Source organism: Pseudescherichia sp. (assembly GCF_031979925.1).
GTDB lineage: Bacteria > Pseudomonadota > Gammaproteobacteria > Enterobacterales > Enterobacteriaceae > Pseudescherichia.
Genome location: NZ_DALZFB010000010.1, coordinates 33,250 through 53,128, shown reverse-complemented (window position 1 = coordinate 53,128; position 19,879 = coordinate 33,250). Strand labels below are relative to the sequence as shown.

Annotated in this window: 17 protein-coding genes; all 17 read left to right on the top strand. The window is 53.7% G+C overall.

The window, feature by feature from the left end; genetic code table 11:
• Window position 1 precedes the first annotated feature (1 nt).
• Window positions 2–475: a GDP-mannose mannosyl hydrolase gene (locus RTM13_RS16020; RefSeq protein WP_312213170.1), complete on the top strand. Its 474-nt coding sequence runs from the start codon at window positions 2–4 to the stop codon at window positions 473–475.
• The gene (wcaI, locus tag RTM13_RS16015; RefSeq protein WP_312213168.1) at window positions 472–1,695 is read left to right on the top strand and encodes a colanic acid biosynthesis fucosyltransferase WcaI; all 1,224 of its coding nucleotides are present in this window, start codon (window positions 472–474) and stop codon (window positions 1,693–1,695) included. Before RTM13_RS16020 ends, wcaI begins: the two co-directional genes overlap by 4 nt.
• Window positions 1,692–3,134: a mannose-1-phosphate guanyltransferase gene (gene cpsB / locus RTM13_RS16010; protein WP_312213337.1), complete on the top strand. Its 1,443-nt coding sequence runs from the start codon at window positions 1,692–1,694 to the stop codon at window positions 3,132–3,134. The genes wcaI and cpsB overlap by 4 nt, the downstream gene beginning before the upstream one ends.
• A 54-nt stretch (window positions 3,135–3,188) precedes the next feature.
• Window positions 3,189–4,559 (top strand): colanic acid biosynthesis phosphomannomutase CpsG, encoded by a 1,371-nt coding sequence (cpsG, locus tag RTM13_RS16005; RefSeq protein ID WP_312213166.1) that lies wholly within the window; start codon window positions 3,189–3,191, stop codon window positions 4,557–4,559.
• 50 nt (window positions 4,560–4,609) lie between these two features.
• On the top strand, window positions 4,610–6,004 hold the full coding sequence (wcaJ, locus tag RTM13_RS16000) for an undecaprenyl-phosphate glucose phosphotransferase (RefSeq protein ID WP_312213164.1): 1,395 nt from the start codon (window positions 4,610–4,612) through the stop codon (window positions 6,002–6,004).
• Window positions 6,005–6,015: 11 nt separating this feature from the next.
• Window positions 6,016–7,494: an MOP flippase family protein gene (locus RTM13_RS15995; protein WP_312213162.1), complete on the top strand. Its 1,479-nt coding sequence runs from the start codon at window positions 6,016–6,018 to the stop codon at window positions 7,492–7,494.
• Window positions 7,495–7,519: 25 nt separating this feature from the next.
• Complete coding sequence (wcaK, locus tag RTM13_RS15990) at window positions 7,520–8,797, top strand: colanic acid biosynthesis pyruvyl transferase WcaK (protein ID WP_312213160.1); 1,278 nt, start codon at window positions 7,520–7,522, stop codon at window positions 8,795–8,797.
• Window positions 8,794–10,014, top strand: coding sequence for a colanic acid biosynthesis glycosyltransferase WcaL (gene wcaL, locus RTM13_RS15985; RefSeq protein ID WP_312213158.1), 1,221 nt, complete (start codon window positions 8,794–8,796; stop codon window positions 10,012–10,014). The genes wcaK and wcaL overlap by 4 nt, the downstream gene beginning before the upstream one ends.
• A gap of 13 nt (window positions 10,015–10,027) precedes the next feature.
• Window positions 10,028–11,428 carry a colanic acid biosynthesis protein WcaM gene (gene wcaM / locus RTM13_RS15980; RefSeq protein WP_409456056.1) on the top strand — a complete coding sequence of 467 codons (1,401 nt, stop codon included), beginning with the start codon at window positions 10,028–10,030 and terminating at the stop codon, window positions 11,426–11,428.
• Window positions 11,429–11,593: 165 nt separating this feature from the next.
• The gene (gene galF, locus RTM13_RS15975; RefSeq protein WP_312213156.1) at window positions 11,594–12,496 is read left to right on the top strand and encodes a UTP--glucose-1-phosphate uridylyltransferase GalF; all 903 of its coding nucleotides are present in this window, start codon (window positions 11,594–11,596) and stop codon (window positions 12,494–12,496) included.
• A 382-nt stretch (window positions 12,497–12,878) separates the two neighbouring features.
• A complete protein-coding gene (gene rfbB / locus RTM13_RS15970) occupies window positions 12,879–13,964 on the top strand; it encodes a dTDP-glucose 4,6-dehydratase (protein ID WP_312213154.1) in 1,086 nt (361 codons plus the stop codon).
• Complete coding sequence (gene rfbD / locus RTM13_RS15965) at window positions 13,964–14,863, top strand: dTDP-4-dehydrorhamnose reductase (protein WP_312213152.1); 900 nt, start codon at window positions 13,964–13,966, stop codon at window positions 14,861–14,863. Before rfbB ends, rfbD begins: the two co-directional genes overlap by 1 nt.
• A gap of 52 nt (window positions 14,864–14,915) precedes the next feature.
• Entirely contained in the window at window positions 14,916–15,794 is an 879-nt protein-coding gene (gene rfbA / locus RTM13_RS15960; RefSeq protein ID WP_312213150.1) for a glucose-1-phosphate thymidylyltransferase RfbA, read from the top strand.
• Between the two features lie 4 nt (window positions 15,795–15,798).
• Window positions 15,799–16,347: a dTDP-4-dehydrorhamnose 3,5-epimerase gene (gene rfbC, locus RTM13_RS15955; RefSeq protein ID WP_312213148.1), complete on the top strand. Its 549-nt coding sequence runs from the start codon at window positions 15,799–15,801 to the stop codon at window positions 16,345–16,347.
• Between the two features lie 59 nt (window positions 16,348–16,406).
• A complete protein-coding gene (locus tag RTM13_RS15950; RefSeq protein ID WP_312213146.1) occupies window positions 16,407–17,624 on the top strand; it encodes an oligosaccharide flippase family protein in 1,218 nt (405 codons plus the stop codon).
• A complete protein-coding gene (locus RTM13_RS15945) occupies window positions 17,621–18,784 on the top strand; it encodes an O-antigen polymerase (RefSeq protein ID WP_312213144.1) in 1,164 nt (387 codons plus the stop codon). Before RTM13_RS15950 ends, RTM13_RS15945 begins: the two co-directional genes overlap by 4 nt.
• Window positions 18,781–19,869 (top strand): glycoside hydrolase family 99-like domain-containing protein, encoded by a 1,089-nt coding sequence (locus RTM13_RS15940; RefSeq protein ID WP_312213142.1) that lies wholly within the window; start codon window positions 18,781–18,783, stop codon window positions 19,867–19,869. The genes RTM13_RS15945 and RTM13_RS15940 overlap by 4 nt, the downstream gene beginning before the upstream one ends.
• The last annotated feature ends 10 nt before the right edge of the window (window positions 19,870–19,879 follow it).

Below are 19,879 nucleotides of genomic sequence, written 5' to 3'. Positions count from 1 at the left end.
CATGTTTTTAAGTCAGGAAGATTTTGCCACCGTAGTGCGCTCCACGCCGCTGATCTCTATCGATCTGATCGTTGAGAATGCGGATGGTGAGTTTCTACTGGGCAAGCGGACCAACCGCCCGGCGCAGGGCTTCTGGTTTGTACCCGGCGGGCGCGTGCAGAAAGATGAGCCGCTGGCCCAGGCGTTTGAGCGCCTGACGCTGGCTGAGCTTGGCCTCCGCCTGCCGCTGGCGGCGGGGGAGTTTTACGGCGTCTGGCAGCACTTCTATGACGACAACTTCTCCGGGACTGACTTCAGCACCCACTACATCGTGCTCGGCTTCCGCCTGAAGGTCAACCAGGCGGATCTGGCCCTGCCGGATGCGCAGCACGAGGACTACCGCTGGCTGACGCCAGAGGCGCTGATCGCGGATGAAAACGTGCACGATAACAGCCGGGCGTACTTTCTCGCCGACCGTCAGGCGGTTGGCGTATGAAAATATTAGTTTACGGCATCAACTACTCGCCGGAGCTTACCGGCATCGGCAAGTACACCGGCGAGATGGTGGAGTGGATGGCCCGTCAGGGCCATGACGTGCGGGTCATCACTGCGCCGCCCTACTATCCAGAGTGGAAGGTAGGTGAGCGCTACTCGGCCTGGCGCTATCGCCGGGAAGAGGGGGCGGCGACCGTCTGGCGCTGTCCGCTCTATGTCCCGAAGCAGCCCTCGACCATCAAGCGTCTGGTGCACCTCGGCAGCTTTGCCCTCAGCAGTCTCTTTCCGCTGCTGGCCCAGCGCCGCTGGAAGCCGGATCGCATCATTGGCGTAGTGCCGACGCTGTTCTGCACGCCGGGGATGCGCCTGCTGGCGAAGCTCTCCGGAGCCCGCACGCTGCTGCATATCCAGGACTACGAAGTGGACGCCATGCTCGGCCTTGGGATGGCGGGCAAAGGCAAGGGCGGTAAGGTGGCGAAGCTGGCCAGCGCCTTTGAGCGCAGCGGCCTGCTGGGGGTGGATAACGTCTCCACTATCTCCCGCTCAATGATGAATAAAGCCCGGGAGAAGGGCGTTGCGGAAGAGCGGGTCATCTTCTTTCCCAACTGGTCGGAAGTGGCACGTTTTCGCGACGTCAGCGAGAACGAGGTGGCCCAGCTGCGTACCTCTCTCGGCCTGCCGGACGATAAAAAAATCATTCTCTACTCCGGCAACATTGGCGAGAAGCAGGGGCTGGAGAGCGTGATTGAGGCCGCTGAGCGCCTGCGCGGCCAGCCGTGGCTGTTTGTCATTGTCGGCCAGGGCGGCGGCAAGGCGCGGCTGGAAAAACAGGTTCGCGAGCGCGGGCTGGACAACGTCAAATTCTTCCCGCTGCAGCCCTACGAGGCGCTGCCGGCGCTCTTGAAAATGGGCGACTGCCATCTGGTGATCCAGAAGCGCGGCGCGGCGGACGCGGTGCTGCCCTCCAAGCTAACCAACATTCTGGCGGTGGGCGGCAACGCGGTGATTACTGCCGAAGCGGACACCGAGCTGGGCCAGCTCTGCACCGCATTTCCGGGCATTGCCGTCTGCGTAGAGCCAGAGTCGGTTGACACGCTGGTGAGCGGAATCGAGCAGGCGCTGGTCATGCCAAAAAACAACACGGTGGCACGTGAATATGCCGAACGCACGCTCGAAAAAGAGAGCGTGTTAAGCCAATTTATTGCCGATATCCAGGGATAATCATGAATCAAACAACCCTTTTTCCGGTAGTCATGGCTGGCGGCTCGGGTAGCCGCCTGTGGCCGCTCTCCCGCGTGCTCTACCCTAAACAGTTTCTCTGCCTGAAGGGCGAGCTGACGATGTTACAGGCGACGATTAATCGCCTGAACGGCGTTGAATGTGAAAGCCCGGTGGTTATCTGCAACGAAGAGCATCGCTTTATCGTTGCCGAGCAGCTGCGTCAGCTCAACAAGCTGACCGAAAACATCATTCTCGAACCAGCCGGACGCAATACTGCGCCCGCTATCGCGCTCGCCGCGCTGGCTGCAAAGCGCAACAGCCCTGATGCGGATCCGCTTCTGCTGGTGCTCGCTGCTGACCATGTGATCCAGCAGGAAGAGGCGTTCCGCGATGCGGTGCGTGCGGCAATGCCCTATGCCGAAAGCGGTAAGCTAGTGACCTTTGGCATCGTACCGGATCTGCCGGAGACCGGCTACGGCTACATCCGCCGCGGCGAGGTGAGCCAGGGCGGGATCGATGCCGTGGCCTTCGAAGTGGCGCAGTTTGTCGAAAAACCCAATCTGGAAACGGCGCAGGCCTATGTAGCCAGCGGCGAATACTACTGGAACAGCGGCATGTTCCTGTTCCGCGCTGGACGCTATCTCGACGAGTTGAAGCGCTTCCGTCCGGACATTCTCGAAGCCTGTGAAAACGCCATGCGCACCCTCGATCCGGATCTCGATTTTATCCGCGTCGATGAAGAGGCGTTTTTGGCCTGTCCCGAGGAGTCGGTGGACTACGCTGTGATGGAGAAGACTGCCGATGCGGTGGTGGTCCCGATGGATGCAGGCTGGAGCGACGTAGGCTCCTGGTCTTCCTTGTGGGAGATCAGCCCCCATACGCCGGAGGGAAACGTCCATCACGGCGACGTCATCAGCCACAAAACCGAAAATAGCTACGTCTACGCCGAGTCGGGGCTGGTGACCACCGTCGGGGTCAAGGACCTGGTGGTCGTGCAGACCAAAGACGCTGTGCTGATCGCCGACCGCAACGCGGTGCAGGACGTCAAAAAGGTGGTTGAGCAGATCAAGGCCGACGGCCGCCATGAGCACCATATACACCGCGAGGTTTACCGTCCGTGGGGCAAATATGACTCCATTGACTCCGGCGATCGCTACCAGGTGAAACGCATTACCGTCAAGCCGGGGGAGGGTCTGTCACTACAGATGCATCACCACCGGGCCGAGCACTGGATCGTGGTGGCGGGCACGGCAAAGGTGACCATCAACGATGAGATCCGCCTGATCGGCGAGAACGAGTCGGTCTACATCCCCCTCGGCGCAACCCACTGCCTGGAGAACCCCGGCAAGATCCCGCTGGATTTGATTGAGGTGCGCTCCGGCGGCTATCTCGAAGAGGACGACGTGGTGCGCTTTGAAGACCGCTACGGGCGAGTTTAATACGCATTAACTCTGCCCGGCGGCGCTGCGCCAGCCGGGCCTATGGAGGCCATTATGGAAAAATTAACCTGTTTTAAAGCCTATGATATTCGCGGCAGGCTGGGCACGGAGCTGAATGAAGAGATCGCCTGGCGCATTGGCCGCGCCTATGGCGAATACCTGAAGCCGCAGACCATTGTGCTGGGAGGCGACGTGCGCCTGACCAGCGAGGCGCTGAAGCTGGCGCTGGCGAAGGGGCTGCAGGACGCCGGGGTGGACGTGCTCGACCTCGGCCTGTGCGGCACGGAGGAGATCTACTTCGCCACCTTCCATCTCGGTATTGATGGCGGTATCGAAGTGACCGCCAGCCACAACCCGATGGACTACAACGGCATGAAGCTGGTGCGCAAGGGCGCACGCCCCATCAGCGGGGACACTGGCCTGCGCGACGTGCAGCGTCTGGCGGAGGCCAACGACTTCCCGCCGGTAAATCCGGCAAAGCGCGGCAGCTATAAGCAGATTGATCTGCGCGACGTCTATATCGACCACCTGCTGGGCTATATCGATATCGCGAATCTCAAACCGTTGACGCTGGTGATCAACTCCGGCAACGGCGCGGCCGGTCCGGTGATTGACGCCATTGAGGCGCGTTTCCAGGCGCTGAAGGTGCCGGTGACCTTTATCAAAGTGCATAACACGCCAGACGGCAACTTCCCGAACGGTATTCCCAACCCGCTGCTGCCGGAGTGCCGGGACAGCACCCGCAACGCGGTGATTGAGCACGGTGCCGATATGGGCATCGCCTTTGACGGCGACTTTGACCGCTGCTTCCTGTTTGACGGTGACGGCCAGTTTATCGAGGGCTACTACATTGTTGGCCTGCTGGCGCAGGCGTTTCTGGAGAAGCACCCTGGGGCGAAAATCATCCACGACCCGCGTCTCTCCTGGAACACGGTAGACGTGGTGACCCAGGCCGGCGGCACGCCGGTGATGTCGAAAACCGGCCACGCCTTTATCAAAGAGCGGATGCGCGCCGAGGATGCGATCTACGGCGGCGAGATGAGCGCCCACCACTACTTCCGTGACTTTGCCTACTGCGACAGTGGAATGATCCCCTGGCTGCTGGTCACCGAGCTGCTGTGCCTCTCCGGCCAGCCGCTGTCGGCGCTGGTGCGCGACCGCATGGCGGCGTTTCCGGCCAGCGGGGAGATCAACCGTACCCTCAGCGAACCGGCGCAGGCGATCGCCCGCGTGGAGCAGCATTTTGCCAGCGGAGCGCAGGAGGTTGACCGTACCGACGGCCTCAGCGTCGCCTTCCCGACGTGGCGCTTTAACCTGCGCTCCTCCAACACCGAGCCGGTGGTGCGCCTGAACGTTGAGTCCTCCGGCGACGTCTCGCTGATGGAGGCGAAGACGCAGGAAATTCTGGCGCTGCTCGACAGGTAGCCAGTTGCGAGCCCTCTCTTCGGAGAGGGCATTAATGAACAGGAACAACGATGACAAACTTAAAAAAGCGCGAGCGAGCCAAAACGAATGCATCGTTAATCTCTATGGTGCAGCGATTTTCGGACATCACCATCCTGTTTGGCGGGCTTTGGGTGATCTGTAAGGCATACGCTTTACCCTTTTTCTATCTGCATCTGCTGATGGCGCTGATGGCGCTGGTAGTTTTCCAGATGATTGGCGGCATGACCGACTTCTACCGCTCGTGGCGCGGGGTGAAAATCTCCACCGAGCTGGTGCTGCTGCTGCAAAACTGGACCCTGAGCCTGATCTTCAGCGCCGGTCTGATGGCTTTCAATTCTGATTTTAATGACGACTTCTCGCTGTTTTTCGCCTGGTACGTGCTGAGCAGCATTGGCCTGGTGGTCTGCCGCTCGCTGATCCGCTTCGGTGCAGGCTGGCTGCGCAACCGCGGGTATAACACCCGTCGGGTCGCCATCGCGGGCGATCTGCCGGTGGGCCAGATGCTGCTGGATAGCTTCCGCAATGAGCCGTGGCTGGGCTTCGAGGTAGTGGGTGTCTATCACGACGTTAGCCCTGAGGGCGTCTCGGCGGACTGGGCGGGCACCATCGAGCAGCTGATTGAGGATGCCAAGGCAGCCAAAATTCATAATGTCTATATCGCCATGTCGATGAACGACGCTGCCAGCATTAAAAGGCTGGTGAACGAGCTGGCGGATACCACTTGCTCGGTGATCCTGATCCCGGACGTCTTTACCTTCAACATCCTGCACTCGCGTATTGAGGAGATGAACGGCATTCCGGTAGTGCCGCTGTACGACACGCCGCTCTCTGGCCTGAACCGGGTGCTGAAGCGCGTTGAGGACATCGTGCTGTCGTCGCTGATCCTGCTGATGATCTCCCCGGTGCTGCTCAGCATTGCCGCTGCCGTGAAGCTCACCTCGCCGGGTCCGGTGATCTTCCGTCAGACCCGCTACGGCATGGACGGCAAGCCGATCATGGTGTGGAAGTTCCGCTCCATGAAGGTGATGGAGAACGACAGCGTAGTCACCCAGGCGACGCAAAACGATCCGCGCGTTACCCGCGTCGGCAACTTCCTGCGCCGTACCTCGCTCGATGAGCTGCCGCAGTTTATTAACGTCCTGACCGGTGGCATGTCGATTGTTGGCCCGCGCCCGCACGCCGTCGCCCATAACGAGCAGTACCGGACGTTGATCCAGGGTTACATGCTGCGCCATAAGGTCAAGCCGGGCATTACCGGCTGGGCGCAGATCAACGGCTGGCGCGGGGAGACTGACACCCTGGAGAAGATGGAAAAACGGATCGAGTTCGACCTCGAGTACATTCGCGAATGGAGCCTCTGGTTCGATATCAAGATCGTTTTCCTGACCATTTTCAAAGGCTTTGTTAACAAAGCGGCCTACTGAGTGAGCACACTGTGAGCCTGAGAGAAAAAACCCTGAGCGGGGCTAAATGGTCGGCGATGGCCACCGTCACGATCATTGGCCTCGGGCTGGTGCAGATGACCTGGCTGGCGCGCATTATCGACAGCCATCAGTTTGGTCTGCTGACCGTGGCGCTGACGATTATCGCCCTCGCCGATACGCTGTCCGATTTCGGTATCGCCAACTCGATTATCCAGCGCAAAGAGATCAGCCAGCTAGAGCTAACCACCCTCTACTGGCTCAACGTCGGGCTGGGGCTGCTGGTCTGCGTGGCGATGTTCCTGCTGAGCGATACCCTGGCCCGAGTGCTGCACAACCCGGACATCGCCCCGCTGATCAAAATGTTGTCGCTGGCCTTTGTGGTGATCCCCCACGGTCAGCAGTTCCGTGCTCTGATGCAAAAAGAGTTAGAGTTCGGCAAAATTGGCGCAATCGAAACGCTCTCCGTGGTAGCGGGTTTCAGCGTGACGGTGATCGGGGCGTGGTTCTGGCCGCTGGCGATGACCGCCATCGTCGGCTACCTGATTAACACCGCCGTGCGCACCCTGCTGTTTGGCTTCTTTGGCCGTAAAATCTATCGTCCGGGCCTGCACTTCTCCCTTGCCTCGGTCAGCGCTAACCTGCGCTTCGGGGCGTGGCTGACGGCGGATAGCGTCATCAACTACATCAACACCAACCTCTCCACGCTGGTGCTGGCGCGTATTCTCGGAGCCAGCGTTGCCGGGGGCTATAACCTCGCCTACAACGTGGCGGTGGTGCCGCCGATGAAGCTTAACCCCATCATCACCCGCGTTCTGTTTCCGGCTTTCGCCAAAATTCAGGACGATACGGCCAAGCTGCGGCTGAACTTTTACAAGCTGCTGTCGGCGGTGGGGATCATCAACTTCCCGGTGCTGCTGGGCCTGATGGTGGTCGCCAATAATATGGTCCCGTTGGTGTTTGGCGAAAAGTGGCGCGGCATTATCCCCATCCTGCAACTACTGTGCATCGTCGGCCTGCTGCGCGCCGTGGGGAACCCGATTGGCTCCCTGCTGATGGCCAGGGCGCGGGTCGATATCAGCTTTAAGTTTAACCTGTTCAAAACCGCCCTCTTTGTGCCTGCCATTATCGTCGGCGGTCAGATGGCGGGGGCGCTGGGGGTCACTCTGGGCTTCCTGCTGGTGCAGATTATCAATACCGTTCTCAGCTATTTCGTGATGATCAGACCGGTGCTCGGCCCGAGCTACCGCCAGTACGTGCTTAGCCTCTGGCTACCGTTCTACCTGTCGCTGCCAATGCTGGCGGTGAGCTACGGGCTGGGGTTGGCGCTGAGCGGCCATCTGTCGCTGGTGACCCTGCTGATCGTCCAGATTGCCGCAGGGGCGCTGACCTTCGCGGTCACCCTCGCGCTGTCGCGTAATGCGCTGGTGGTGGAGATCAAACGCCAGCTTTGCCGCAATGAAAAATTAAGAACGCTCCTGCGGGCAGGTTAATCCTATTTCGTTTAATGAGGTCACAATGAAACTATTGATTCTGGGCAACCATACCTGCGGGAACCGTGGCGACAGCGCCATCCTGCGCGGGCTGCTGGACGCAATTTCCGTGCTGGAGCCAGATGCCGAAGTGGACGTAATGAGCCGCTACCCGGTCAGCTCCTCCTGGCTGCTGAACCGCCCTGTGATGGGCGATCCGCTCTATAGCCAGATGAAACAGCACAACAACGCCGCCGGGCTGATGGGGCGGGTCAAAAAGGTCCTGCGCCGCCGCTACCAGCATCAGGTGCTGCTCTCCCGGGTCACCGACAGCGGCAAGCTGCGCAACATCGCCATCGCCCAGGGCTTCACCGATTTTGTCCGGCTGCTGGCGGGCTACGACGCCATTATCCAGGTCGGCGGCTCGTTCTTTGTCGATCTCTACGGTGTGCCGCAGTTTGAGCATGCTCTCTGCACCTTTATGGCGAAAAAGCCGCTCTATATGATCGGTCACAGCGTCGGCCCGTTCCAGGACGCCCAGTTCAACCAGCTGGCAAACTACGTGTTCGGCCACTGCGACGCGCTGATCCTCCGTGAGCGCGTCAGCCTTGAACTGATGCAGCACAGCCAGATCACCACCGCGAAAGTCGAACAGGGGGTAGATACCGCCTGGCTGGTGGATCACGACGAGGCGTTCGTACCGAGCTATGCGGTCGCCCACTGGCTCGACGTGGCGGAAAAAGAGAAGACGGTAGCCATTACTTTGCGCGAGCTGGCTCCGTTCGATAAGCGGCTTGGCACCACCCAAAAAGCCTATGAGAAAGCCTTTGCCGGGGTGGTCAATCGCATTATTGATGCGGGCTATCAGGTGCTGGCGCTCTCTACCTGCACCGGCATCGATAGCTACAACAAAGACGATCGCATGGTGGCGCTCAACCTGCGGGAGCACGTCAGCGATCCCTCGCGCTATCACGTAGTGATGGACGAGCTGAACGACCTTGAGATGGGCAAAATCTTTGCCGCCTGCGATCTGACCGTGGGCACCCGCCTGCATTCGGCGATTATCTCCATGAACTTTGGTACCCCGGCGATTGCTATCAACTATGAGCACAAGTCGGCAGGCATTATGCAGCAGCTGGGGATGCCCGAGATGGCGATCGATATTCGTCATCTGCTGGACGGCTCGCTGGAGGCGATGGTAGCTGATACCCTCGGCCAGCTCCCGGCGCTGGATCAGCGCCTTAACCAGGCCGTGGCCCACGAGCGGCAGCACGGCATGGCGATGGTAGAGTCGGTGCTTAAACGCGTCCGGGAGGGAAAATGAAGGTCAGCTTCTTTTTGCTCAAGTTTCCCCTCTCATCTGAAACCTTCGTGCTGGATCAGATCGTCGCCTTTATTGAGATGGGCTACGACGTCGAGATTGTGGCTATGCATAAAGGGGATCTGAGCAATACCCACGCGGCGTTCCAGCACTATCGGCTGGCAGAGAAGACCCACTGGCTGCTGGACGAGCCGCAGGGCAAGCTGGCGAAGCTGCGCTATCGCGGTGCGGCGCTGCTGCGCGGGGCAGGGCGGGGGGCAACCTGGCGGGCGCTGAACGTCGGACGCTACGGGGCCGAAGCGCGCAACCTGATTCTGGCGGCGATGTGCGGCCTCGCGCCGCGCACGTTCCACGCTGACGTCTTTATTGCCCACTTTGGCCCGGCGGGCGTTACGGCGGCCAAGCTGCGCGAGCTGGGCGTACTTAACGGAAAAATCGCTACCGTCTTCCACGGCATCGACGTCTCCAGCCGGGCGGTGCTCAGCCACTATACCCCGGAGTATCAGCAGCTCTTTCGCCGGGGCGACTTGATGCTGCCCATCAGCGAACTGTGGGCCGGGCGGCTAATGAATATGGGCTGCCCGGCGCATAAGATTGCCGTCTCACGCATGGGGGTCGATATGTCACGCTTCTCCCGGCGGCCTGTACAGGCCCCAGCGAACCGGCTAAATATCATCTCTGTGGCCCGCCTGACCGAGAAGAAGGGGCTGCACGTGGCCATTGAGGCCTGTCGCCTGCTCAAGGAGCGGGGTATTGATTTTCACTACCGTATTCTCGGCATCGGGCCGTGGGAGCAGCGCCTGCGCGACCTAATCGCCAAATATGATCTGCAGGAGATGATTGAGATGCCGGGCTTCAAGCCGAGCCACGAGGTGAAGGCGATGCTGGACGAGGCCGATATCTTCCTGTTGCCTTCAGTCACCGGTGCGGATGGCGATATGGAGGGGATCCCGGTAGCGCTGATGGAGGCGATGGCGGTGGGCCTGCCGGTGGTTTCCACCGTACACAGCGGTATTCCTGAGCTGATCGACGCCGATCGGTCCGGCTGGCTGGTACCCGAGAACGATCCTGAGGCGCTGGCGGATCGGCTGGCGGCGCTGAGCGCTATCCAGCAGGAGGCGCTGGCCCCGGTCGTGACCCGTGCGCGGGAGAAAGTTGAGACCGAGTTCAACCAGCGAATCATTAACCAGCGGCTTGCCACGCTGTTGCAAGCGCTTTAAGCCAGAGGGTTATATGCCAGATATCCTACTCTCCCGCCGCCGCTTTATTGGCGCAGGCTCTGCCCTGGCGGCGCTGCCCCTGCTGCACTCGCCGCTGTTGCAGGCCCAGGAGTCCAGCAGCGTTGATATCCGCCGCTACCTAAAAAATGACGTTATCGCCGCCTTTAAGCAGGCCTTTGCCGAGGCCAGTACGGTGCTGGTACCGGCGGGCGTGATCTGCGAAAACATCAATACGGCTATTTTTATTCCGGCGGGTAAAACGCTGCTGATCCGCGGGGTGCTCAAGGGCAATGGCCGGGGGCGCTTCGTGTTGCAGGATGGCTGTCGGGTACGCGGGGAAGAGGGCGGTAGCCTCTATAACATCACTCTCGACGTGCGCGGCTCGGACTGCACTATCGAGGGCGTGGCAATGAGCGGCTACGGTCCGGTAACCCAGATCTATATCGGTGGTAAAGAGAAGCGGGTGATGCGCAACCTCGTCATCGATAACATCACGGTGACCAAAGCTAACTACGCCATTCTGCGCCAGGGCTTTCACAATCAGATCGACGGAGCGCGCATCACCAATGGCCGCTTCAGCTATCTGCAGGGGGACGCCATTGAGTGGAACGTGGCGATTAACGATCGTAACCTGCTGATCTCTGACCACGTCATTGACCATATCGACTGTACCAACGGTAAAATTAACTGGGGGATCGGCATTGGGCTGGCGGGCAGCACCTATGACAACGACTACCCGGAAGACCAGGCGGTAAAACATTTTACCGTCGCCAACATCACCGGTAGCCACTGCCGTCAGCTGGTGCACGTTGAAAACGGCAAGCACTTTGTGATTCGTCACATCACCGCTACGGATATCACCCCCGACTACAGCAAAAAAGCGGGAATTGATAACGCCACGGTTGCTATTTACGGCTGCGATAATTTCGTTATCGATGATGTAAAAATGCGCAACAGCGCCGGAATGCTAATTGGTTACGGGGTAATTAAAGGTAATTATCTCTCGATACCGCAAAATTTCAGACTGAATGCGATCCATTTAGACAACGCTGGCGAGACGCGGAAATTACGTGGGATCCAGATCTCCTCAGGAAATGCCGCCTCGTTTGTCTCCCTCACCAATCTCAATATTCGGCGTGCGTCGCTGGAGATGCATAATAAGCCACAGCACCTGTTTATGCGTAATATTCAGGTGATGCAGGAGGCGGCCAAAGGCCCGGCGTTGAAGCTCCATTTCGACCTGCGCAAGGACGTGCGCGGACGCTTTATGGCGAAGCGGGACACGCTGCTTTCGCTGGCGAATATTCATGCTGTGAATGAAAATGGGCAAAGCTCGGTGGATATTGACCGGCTCGATCAGCAGATAATTAATGCTGAAAAATTAAACTTTTCCCTGCCGGCAAAGCGCTCATAATTGTTCTGCTACCATTTTGCGAGGATTCCTGGAGCCGCAACCCGCGGCTTCGTATTACATCTATTGCAGTTATTTTAATGGATAGTCTCAACCCAGCGAAATCCTACTGGCTAAACGAGATCAAAGGGCTATAATTCAGCAACCATTTTATAGGTGGAAGTGATAATGATTAATTTGAAAGCGGTTATTCCGGTAGCGGGTCTGGGGATGCACATGCTGCCTGCCACCAAGGCGATCCCTAAAGAGATGCTGCCGATCGTCGATAAGCCAATGATTCAGTATATCGTCGACGAAGTGGTTGCTGCAGGGATCAAAGAGATCGTTCTGGTTACCCACTCCTCTAAAAACGCGGTGGAGAACCACTTCGACACCTCCTACGAGCTTGAGGCTCTGCTGGAGCAGCGCGTTAAGCGCCAGCTGCTGGCGGAAGTGCAGTCTATCTGCCCGCCGGGCGTGACCATCATGAACGTGCGTCAGGCGCAGCCGCTGGGTCTGGGCCACTCCATTCTCTGCGCACGTCCTATCGTCGGTGATAGCCCGTTTGTGGTCGTGCTGCCGGATATCATTCTGGACACGTCAACCGCCGATCCGCTGCGTTATAACCTGGCCGCGATGGTGGCCCGCTTTAACGAGACCGGCCGTAGCCAGGTGCTGGCAAAACGCATGAAGGGCGATCTCTCCGAGTACTCTGTGATCCAGACCAAAGAGCCGCTGGATAGTGAAGGTAAAGTGAGTCGTATTACCAACTTTATCGAGAAACCGGATCAGCCACAGACGCTGGATTCCGACCTGATGGCGGTAGGGCGCTATGTCCTGTCAGCAGATATCTGGGCGGAGCTGGAGAAAACTGAGCCAGGCGCGTGGGGCCGTATTCAGCTTACCGATGCCATCGCCCGACTGGCAGAGAAACAGTCCGTTGACGCCATGCTGATGACCGGCGACAGCTTCGACTGCGGTAAGAAAATGGGGTATATGCAGGCGTTCGTGAAGTACGGTCTGCGTAACCTGAAAGAAGGGCAAAAGTTCCGCGACAGTATTCAGAAGCTGCTGAGTCAAAGCCAGGCTTAGGTCACAATTAAGTAAGACGAATTTAATTCAACGGCAAGAGATCGTTCATTATGCGGTAACAAAACGCGTTGAACAATCTCTTGCCGTTTTTGTTTTACAACCCCCAAATTCTTGTAGATCAAGGGGTTGTGTTGATTATTCATACAGCAAAACGCTAAGAATTTTCCTTGTTTCTCTACGCGTTTAGGATGACAATTAGCACCTGATTTATCGCCCGGACATCATCATTGGGCATGAGTTATTGTACAAATTGGTCGGTACAGTCCACGGGTAGCTGTTGAGCCTGGGGCGGTAGCGTGCCTGCGAATGGAGTGAGGCTGTTCTGTTGCACACAGTCTTGCGCAATACACCCTTTCCTTATTGAATTGACGGAATTGATAGCGTGAAAATCCTTGTTACTGGTGGAGCGGGTTTCATCGGCTCTGCGGTCGTCCGACATATTATTAAAAATACCCAAGATTCCGTTGTGAATGTTGATAAATTGACTTACGCCGGTAATCTGGAATCGCTTGTTGACGTTGCCGATAGCGATCGTTATGCCTTTGAGCGTGTCGATATTTGTGATGCCGCTGAGGTTGCACGCGTATTCGCTGAGCACAAGCCTGACGCGGTGATGCACCTGGCAGCAGAGAGCCACGTTGACCGCTCCATTACCGGCCCCGCTGACTTTATTGAAACGAATATTGTGGGTACCTACGTTCTGCTGGAAGGTGCCCGCGCTTACTGGATGACGTTAAGCGACGAGGCGAAAAAAGCGTTTCGCTTCCACCATATCTCTACCGATGAAGTATATGGCGATCTGCCGCATCCGGACGAGCACCCGCAGGGCGAGGCACTGCCGCTCTTTACCGAGCAGACCGCGTATGCTCCCAGCAGCCCCTACTCCTCTTCTAAAGCTTCCAGCGATCACCTGGTGCGTGCATGGCGTCGTACCTATGGCCTGCCAACGCTGGTCACCAACTGCTCCAATAACTACGGGCCGTATCACTTCCCTGAGAAGCTGATCCCGCTGGTTATCCTCAACGCGCTGGAAGGCAAACCGCTGCCGATCTATGGCAAAGGCGATCAGATCCGCGACTGGCTCTATGTTGAAGATCATGCCCGGGCGCTCTATATCGTGGTCACTCAGGGGGCGCCTGGCGAGACCTACAACATTGGCGGCCATAACGAGAAGCAGAACCTGGACGTGGTGCATACCATCTGTGATCTGCTGGACGAGATCGTGCCGAAAGAGGGCTCTTATCGCGATCAGATCACGTATGTGACAGACCGTCCAGGCCACGACCGCCGCTACGCTATTGACGCGGACAAAATCAGCCGCGAGCTGGGCTGGAAGCCAGAAGAGACCTTCGAATCCGGTATCCGTAAAACCGTCCGCTGGTACCTGGACAACCAGCAGTGGGTGGATAACGTGAAAAGCGGCAGCTACAAAACCTGGATCGAGCAGAACTACGGAGAACGTTCATAATGAATATTCTGCTGTTTGGTAAAACGGGTCAGGTCGGCTGGGAGCTGCAGCGCGCCCTTGCACCGCTTGGCACGGTGACGGCGGTTGATGTCAGATCAACAACCTACTGCGGCGACTTCAGTAATCCAGAAGGCGTGGCGGAAACCGTTCGCCGCGTACGTCCGGATGTAATCGTCAACGCTGCGGCCCATACTGCCGTTGATAAAGCCGAGTCCGAGCGCGAATTTGCCCAGCTACTCAACGCGACCAGCGTCGAAGCCATTGCCGTCGAAGCTGAAAAGCTTGGCGCATGGCTTATCCACTACTCTACCGACTACGTTTTTCCGGGTGACGGAGAGACACCATGGCTGGAGACCGACGCCGTTGCTCCGTTGAACGTCTACGGTGAAACCAAGCTGGCAGGCGAAAGGGCAGTGCAGGAAAACTGCACGAAGCATCTGATCTTCCGTACCAGCTGGGTCTACGCAGGTAAAGGCAATAACTTTGCCAAGACCATGCTGCGTCTGGCCAAGGATCGTCCGGAGCTGTCGGTGATTAACGATCAGTTTGGTGCACCAACCGGCGCTGAGCTGCTGGCCGACTGCACGGCACACGCCATCCGTACCGCGCTACAAAAACCAGAGGTGGCGGGTCTATACCATCTGGTAGCGTCCGGCACCACAACGTGGCATGACTATGCCGCTCTGGTATTCGCCGAAGCGAAAGCAGCGGGCATCGAGCTGGCGATTGAGAAGCTTAACGCCGTTCCGACCTCTGCCTACCCGACGCCAGCCCGTAGGCCGACCAACTCCCGTTTAAACACGGATAAGTTCCAGCAAAATTTTGATCTGGTTCTGCCTGCCTGGGATGCGGGTGTTAAACGCATGCTGGCTGAGCTGTTTAGTACCACCTCATTCTAATTTGACATTTCTAATGCCCGGATGCGGGCATTTTCTGTATACAGAGAAAAAAATGACAACACGTAAAGGTATTATTCTGGCCGGCGGTTCCGGCACGCGTCTCTATCCTGTCACCATGGCCGTCAGCAAGCAGCTGCTGCCAATCTATGACAAGCCGATGATCTATTACCCGCTCTCAACGTTGATGCTGGCGGGCATTCGTGACATTTTGATCATCAGTACTCCGCAGGATACGCCGCGCTTCGAGCAGCTACTGGGTGATGGCAGCCAGTGGGGGCTGAACCTGCAGTACAAAGTACAGCCGAGCCCGGATGGTCTGGCCCAGGCCTTTATTATTGGTGAAGAGTTTATCGGCGACGATAACTGTGCGTTGGTGCTGGGAGATAACATCTTCTACGGCCACGATCTGCCGAAACAGCTGGAAGCAGCCGTAAGCAAAGAGAGTGGGGCGACGGTATTTGCCTACCATGTTAACGATCCGGAGCGCTACGGCGTGGTGGAGTTTGACAGCAACGGTACGGCTATCTCGCTTGAAGAGAAACCGACGGAGCCGAAAAGCAACTATGCGGTAACCGGCCTCTATTTCTACGATAACAGCGTTGTCGAAATGGCGAAGAGCCTGAAACCCTCCCCGCGCGGCGAGCTGGAAATCACCGATATTAACCGTCTCTACCTGGAGAAGGGCAAATTGTCGGTAGCTATGATGGGCCGTGGTTTCGCCTGGCTGGATACCGGAACGCATCAGAGCCTGATTGAAGCGAGTAACTTCATTGCGACAATTGAAGAGCGTCAGGGCCTGAAGGTAGCTTGCCCGGAAGAGATCGCTTATCGCAAAGGTTTTATTAACGCGGAGCAGGTTAAAGAGCTGGCTAAACCGTTATCAAAAAATGCTTATGGTCAGTACTTACTGAAGATGATTAAAGGTTATTAATAAGATGAATATTATTAAAACAGAAATCCCTGACGTATTAATTTTTGAACCTAAGGTATTTGGCGATGACCGTGGGTTCTTTATGGAAAGTTTCAATCAGCAAGTATTTGAAAATGCGGTGGGCCGGAAAGTCAATTTTGTCCAGGATAACCACTCAAAATCTGCTAAAGGTGTATTGCGCGGGCTTCATTTCCAAAATAAACCACACGAGCAGGGCAAGCTTGTACGTTGTGTTGCGGGTGAAGTCTTTGATGTTGCTGTTGATATCCGTGAGGGCTCTCCAACCTATGGAAAATGGGTCGGCGTTATATTGTCAGCAGAAAATAAGCGCCAATTATGGATCCCTGAAGGCTTTGCGCATGGTTTTTATGTCTTGAGCGATTCTGCTGAGTTTGTTTATAAAGCTACCAATTTTTACGCACCTCATGCAGAAAAATCAATCCTGTGGAGCGATAAGACCCTGAATATTACCTGGCCATTGATAGATTCTCAGCAATTATCAATTTCCGAAAAAGATCGTAACGGGTTAGCTTTCGAAGAGATATTCAAGTAACTTAATAGCTGCGCATTTTTGCGCAGCTTAGCTCATTATACTATCTATGGCTAAATGTAGTGAAAAAGAATATTATACTGCTGTTTATTGTTCAGGCATCAAACTATTTGTTTCCCTTGTTGACTTTACCCTATTTAATGAGAGTATTGGGCGTTGCAAACTTTGGGGTAATGTCAATTATTATGGCAATCGTGCAATATGCTATTATTATTGTTGACTACGGGTTTAACTTTAGCGCAACCAGGCAGATTGCATTAAATAAAAATGATAATAAAAAAATAAACCATATTTATACAGTGACGACAATGGCAAAACTGCTATTATTGACGCCTGTCTATATTGTGTTGTCTGCTTATATAATTATTAACGGGTTCAATAACATTAGCTACTTCCTGTTATTAGGGAGTCTATCCGTTATAGGTAGCGTCTTCTTCCCGATATGGTTATATCAGGGGCTGGAGAAAATGCAGGGCATAGCAGTAAGTTCAACTATTGCAAAATTTCTTTCGCTACTATTGGTTTTTATTCTTGTCCAAGAGCCTGAGGATATAGATAAAGCGATACTCAGTCAGTCCTTAGGCTACGTGTTTACTGCATTAATCTCATTTTGCATTCTCAAGAAATTAAACATCGTATCTTTTACAAAAATAAGTTTCAAAGAGATCTTTTTATCTTATAAAGACGGATTTGACCTGTTTATTTCAAACGTAACAATAAGCCTTTATACAACGCTTAACGTGATCATTATTGGTTATTTTGGTGGTGCTACGCTAGCAGGATATTTCTCAGCGGCGGATAAGATAAGAGCTGCAGCCCAGGGGATTTTAACTCCCGTTCAGCAGGCTGTTTTCCCTCGGGTCTGTTCACTTGTCGATAGTGGTCTGACGCTGAAGAATGTTGTAAAAATGTATGGGTTAAAATTTATTATTTTTAGCGCATGTATAATGCTGGGAATGGCAATTATTGGTTATCCATTATCTTTATGGTATTACGGTCCTGCTTACCGTGTGTCATCAGAAATGCTTTTGATTATGTCACCCATACCCTTTTTAGTTGGCGTCAGTATTGTTTATGGGCAATGGTGGCTGGTTAACATCAATAAAACGGCTGTCCTACGTTCTGTATATGTTTTTGCTAGTATTCTACATGTGGTAATGGCGATAGCACTGACCTATATAGCACCTACATTTGGCGTTATTATAAGTGTTTTAATTACAGAATTCCTTATAACCGCAATATTTATTGCTATGAGCTACAGATGCAGAGTCAAAGCATGAAGAAAATAAGGAATCCGTTAAAGTATCTATTTTTATACATTTTTGTTTCAGTATTGCTTTGGACAACCCAGGAGCAGGTTCCTTTTGAAATAGGTTATGGCTTTTTTGTTATCACCATAGCTTACCTCTACTTCTTTGCAGGGGGTGCTCTCGGCCTACATCTTTTCAAAAAAAATGAGAATGTTTACTTTAGCAATGAAAAACCTCATCCCTGGCTGAATAAATTTGTAAAAATAGCCTTGCTAATAGATGTTGTTGTCATTGTTATACTTTCATTAAAATTTTGGGTTGTTATCCAGGATTTTAATACTATTCTTGATTATCGTATTAGCCTCTTTAAAAGCGACGCATTAAAAGAATATTATGGAAGTTTTGCGGCGTATTTATTTATCTACGCGACTATCATACCGTTGTTTGGCGTCAGCTTTGGCATTTACAAAAGGATTACCACAGGGAAAAGTAAAATCCTGTATTTGTCTGCACTTTTATTAGTGGCAAAAGAGTCGTTATTGATTTCGCGGTACTATATTTTCCCAGTGATTTTGACAATATTTATTTTGCTTTATTGTTATGACAAAAAAGTAACGACCAAAAAAATCATACTGCTGGTTTCTCTCTTTTTCTTATTTATGATTAGCGCTTTTATCTTCCGCGGTGAAGGTGATATCAATGCCAACTTAAATAATGCACGAAATTACCTGGTGGTAGGTTATTCTTTGTTTAGTAGGGCAATAGAAAATAGAGCGGAATATAATGAGTTTTATGATCTTTCGAGTCCATTTTTGTTTCTTGGAACGATAGGCAGTAAAATGTTTAATCAAGCACCCTTCTTTGATAAGGTGCAAGATTTTATTACCTTTAAAGGCGATAACTCATTTAATGCGTTCTATACCTCATTTTTAGTACCCTTCCTTTATGTTGGGGCTATAGGTTTATCGCTGCTCAGTTTTATCTTTGGGGTTGTTGTTTCATATAGCCACTGTAAGCTATCCCTGAATTTTACTTTCCTGAACCTCAATACGGTATATGCTTTTATAATTCTATTCTTCTCACATCAATTTTTGCCAGTGCAGTTATCCTTCTTTTGGGATTATTTTATAATTTCAATATCTGTCCATATGTTAGTTTTCTTAGTTAATAAAAAATGGAGGCGTTTTTGAAAGTTATCGCTTTTTATCTTCCTCAATATCATGAAGTGGAAGAGAATAATAAATGGTGGGGGAAGGGATTTACTGAGTGGACAAACGTAAAAAAAGCTAAGCCTCTTTTTAAACAGCACTATCAGCCGCGAGTGCCTTACAAAAGCAATTATTATAATTTACTCGACACCGATGTATTAAGGTGGCAGGCTGAACTCGCTAAACAGCATAAAGTGGATGGTTTCTGTTTCTATCACTACTGGTTCAACGGTAAACGCTTGCTTGATAAGCCTGCAGAGCTGCTTTTAGCCGATCAAAGCATCGATATGCCGTTTATGTTTTCATGGGCTAATGAACCCTGGACCCGCAGCTGGGACGGCAGTCATCGAGACGTTCTGATGCCACAGGAATATGGCGGTCCGGAAGAGTGGCTACAGCATTTTAACTACCTTAAGCCATTTTTCGAAGATCCACGTTATATTCGCTTTAATAATAAACCGGTATTTGTTCTCTATCGCTCGGAAAGCTTTGAAAAATGTAATGAATGGATTAGCTACTGGCGCAGCCTTGCTAAAGAAACATCTTTTAAAGATATTCACTTTATTACAACGCTGACTTCTTTCCGTCAGGATCCCCGTAAGCTTGATTTCAACGCTGAACTGCACTTTGAACCAATGTGCACCTTTGAACACTCGATGGGTAACATTCATCCGTTGAAGCGTAAAATCGTTGGTCGACTGCGACGAATTGCTAATCAAAAACTGAATACTAATTTTGTTGAGCAGACGCTATCATATCAGCAAATTTGGAACAGAATTCTGGCTAAAAGCTATTCTGCGGACTCCTATCCAGGTGCGTTTGTGGATTGGGATAACACACCGCGTAAGAAAACCAAGTCACTGGTTATGAAAGGCAGTACACCACAACGCTTCAAAAATAATTTTGCAAAAATTTATTCGATGGGCCTGGACGTCTCTTCTCCTTTCCTATTCATAAATGCATGGAATGAGTGGGCGGAAGGGACATATTTAGAGCCCGACGAAAAGTATGGTTTCGGTTACCTGGAAGCCATTCGCGATGTGGTTACTCAATCGCAAATTAAGTAATCCAGACATG

Coding starts and splice junctions, on each gene's coding strand:
- RTM13_RS16020 (WP_312213170.1), top strand. CDS start 2: ATGTTTTTAAGTCAGGAAGATTTTGCCACCGTAGTGCGCTCCACGCCG.
- wcaI (WP_312213168.1), top strand. CDS start 472: ATGAAAATATTAGTTTACGGCATCAACTACTCGCCGGAGCTTACCGGC.
- cpsG (WP_312213166.1), top strand. CDS start 3,189: ATGGAAAAATTAACCTGTTTTAAAGCCTATGATATTCGCGGCAGGCTG.
- wcaJ (WP_312213164.1), top strand. CDS start 4,610: ATGACAAACTTAAAAAAGCGCGAGCGAGCCAAAACGAATGCATCGTTA.
- wcaK (WP_312213160.1), top strand. CDS start 7,520: ATGAAACTATTGATTCTGGGCAACCATACCTGCGGGAACCGTGGCGAC.
- wcaL (WP_312213158.1), top strand. CDS start 8,794: ATGAAGGTCAGCTTCTTTTTGCTCAAGTTTCCCCTCTCATCTGAAACC.
- wcaM (WP_409456056.1), top strand. CDS start 10,028: ATGCCAGATATCCTACTCTCCCGCCGCCGCTTTATTGGCGCAGGCTCT.
- galF (WP_312213156.1), top strand. CDS start 11,594: ATGATTAATTTGAAAGCGGTTATTCCGGTAGCGGGTCTGGGGATGCAC.
- rfbD (WP_312213152.1), top strand. CDS start 13,964: ATGAATATTCTGCTGTTTGGTAAAACGGGTCAGGTCGGCTGGGAGCTG.
- rfbA (WP_312213150.1), top strand. CDS start 14,916: ATGACAACACGTAAAGGTATTATTCTGGCCGGCGGTTCCGGCACGCGT.
- rfbC (WP_312213148.1), top strand. CDS start 15,799: ATGAATATTATTAAAACAGAAATCCCTGACGTATTAATTTTTGAACCT.
- RTM13_RS15945 (WP_312213144.1), top strand. CDS start 17,621: ATGAAGAAAATAAGGAATCCGTTAAAGTATCTATTTTTATACATTTTT.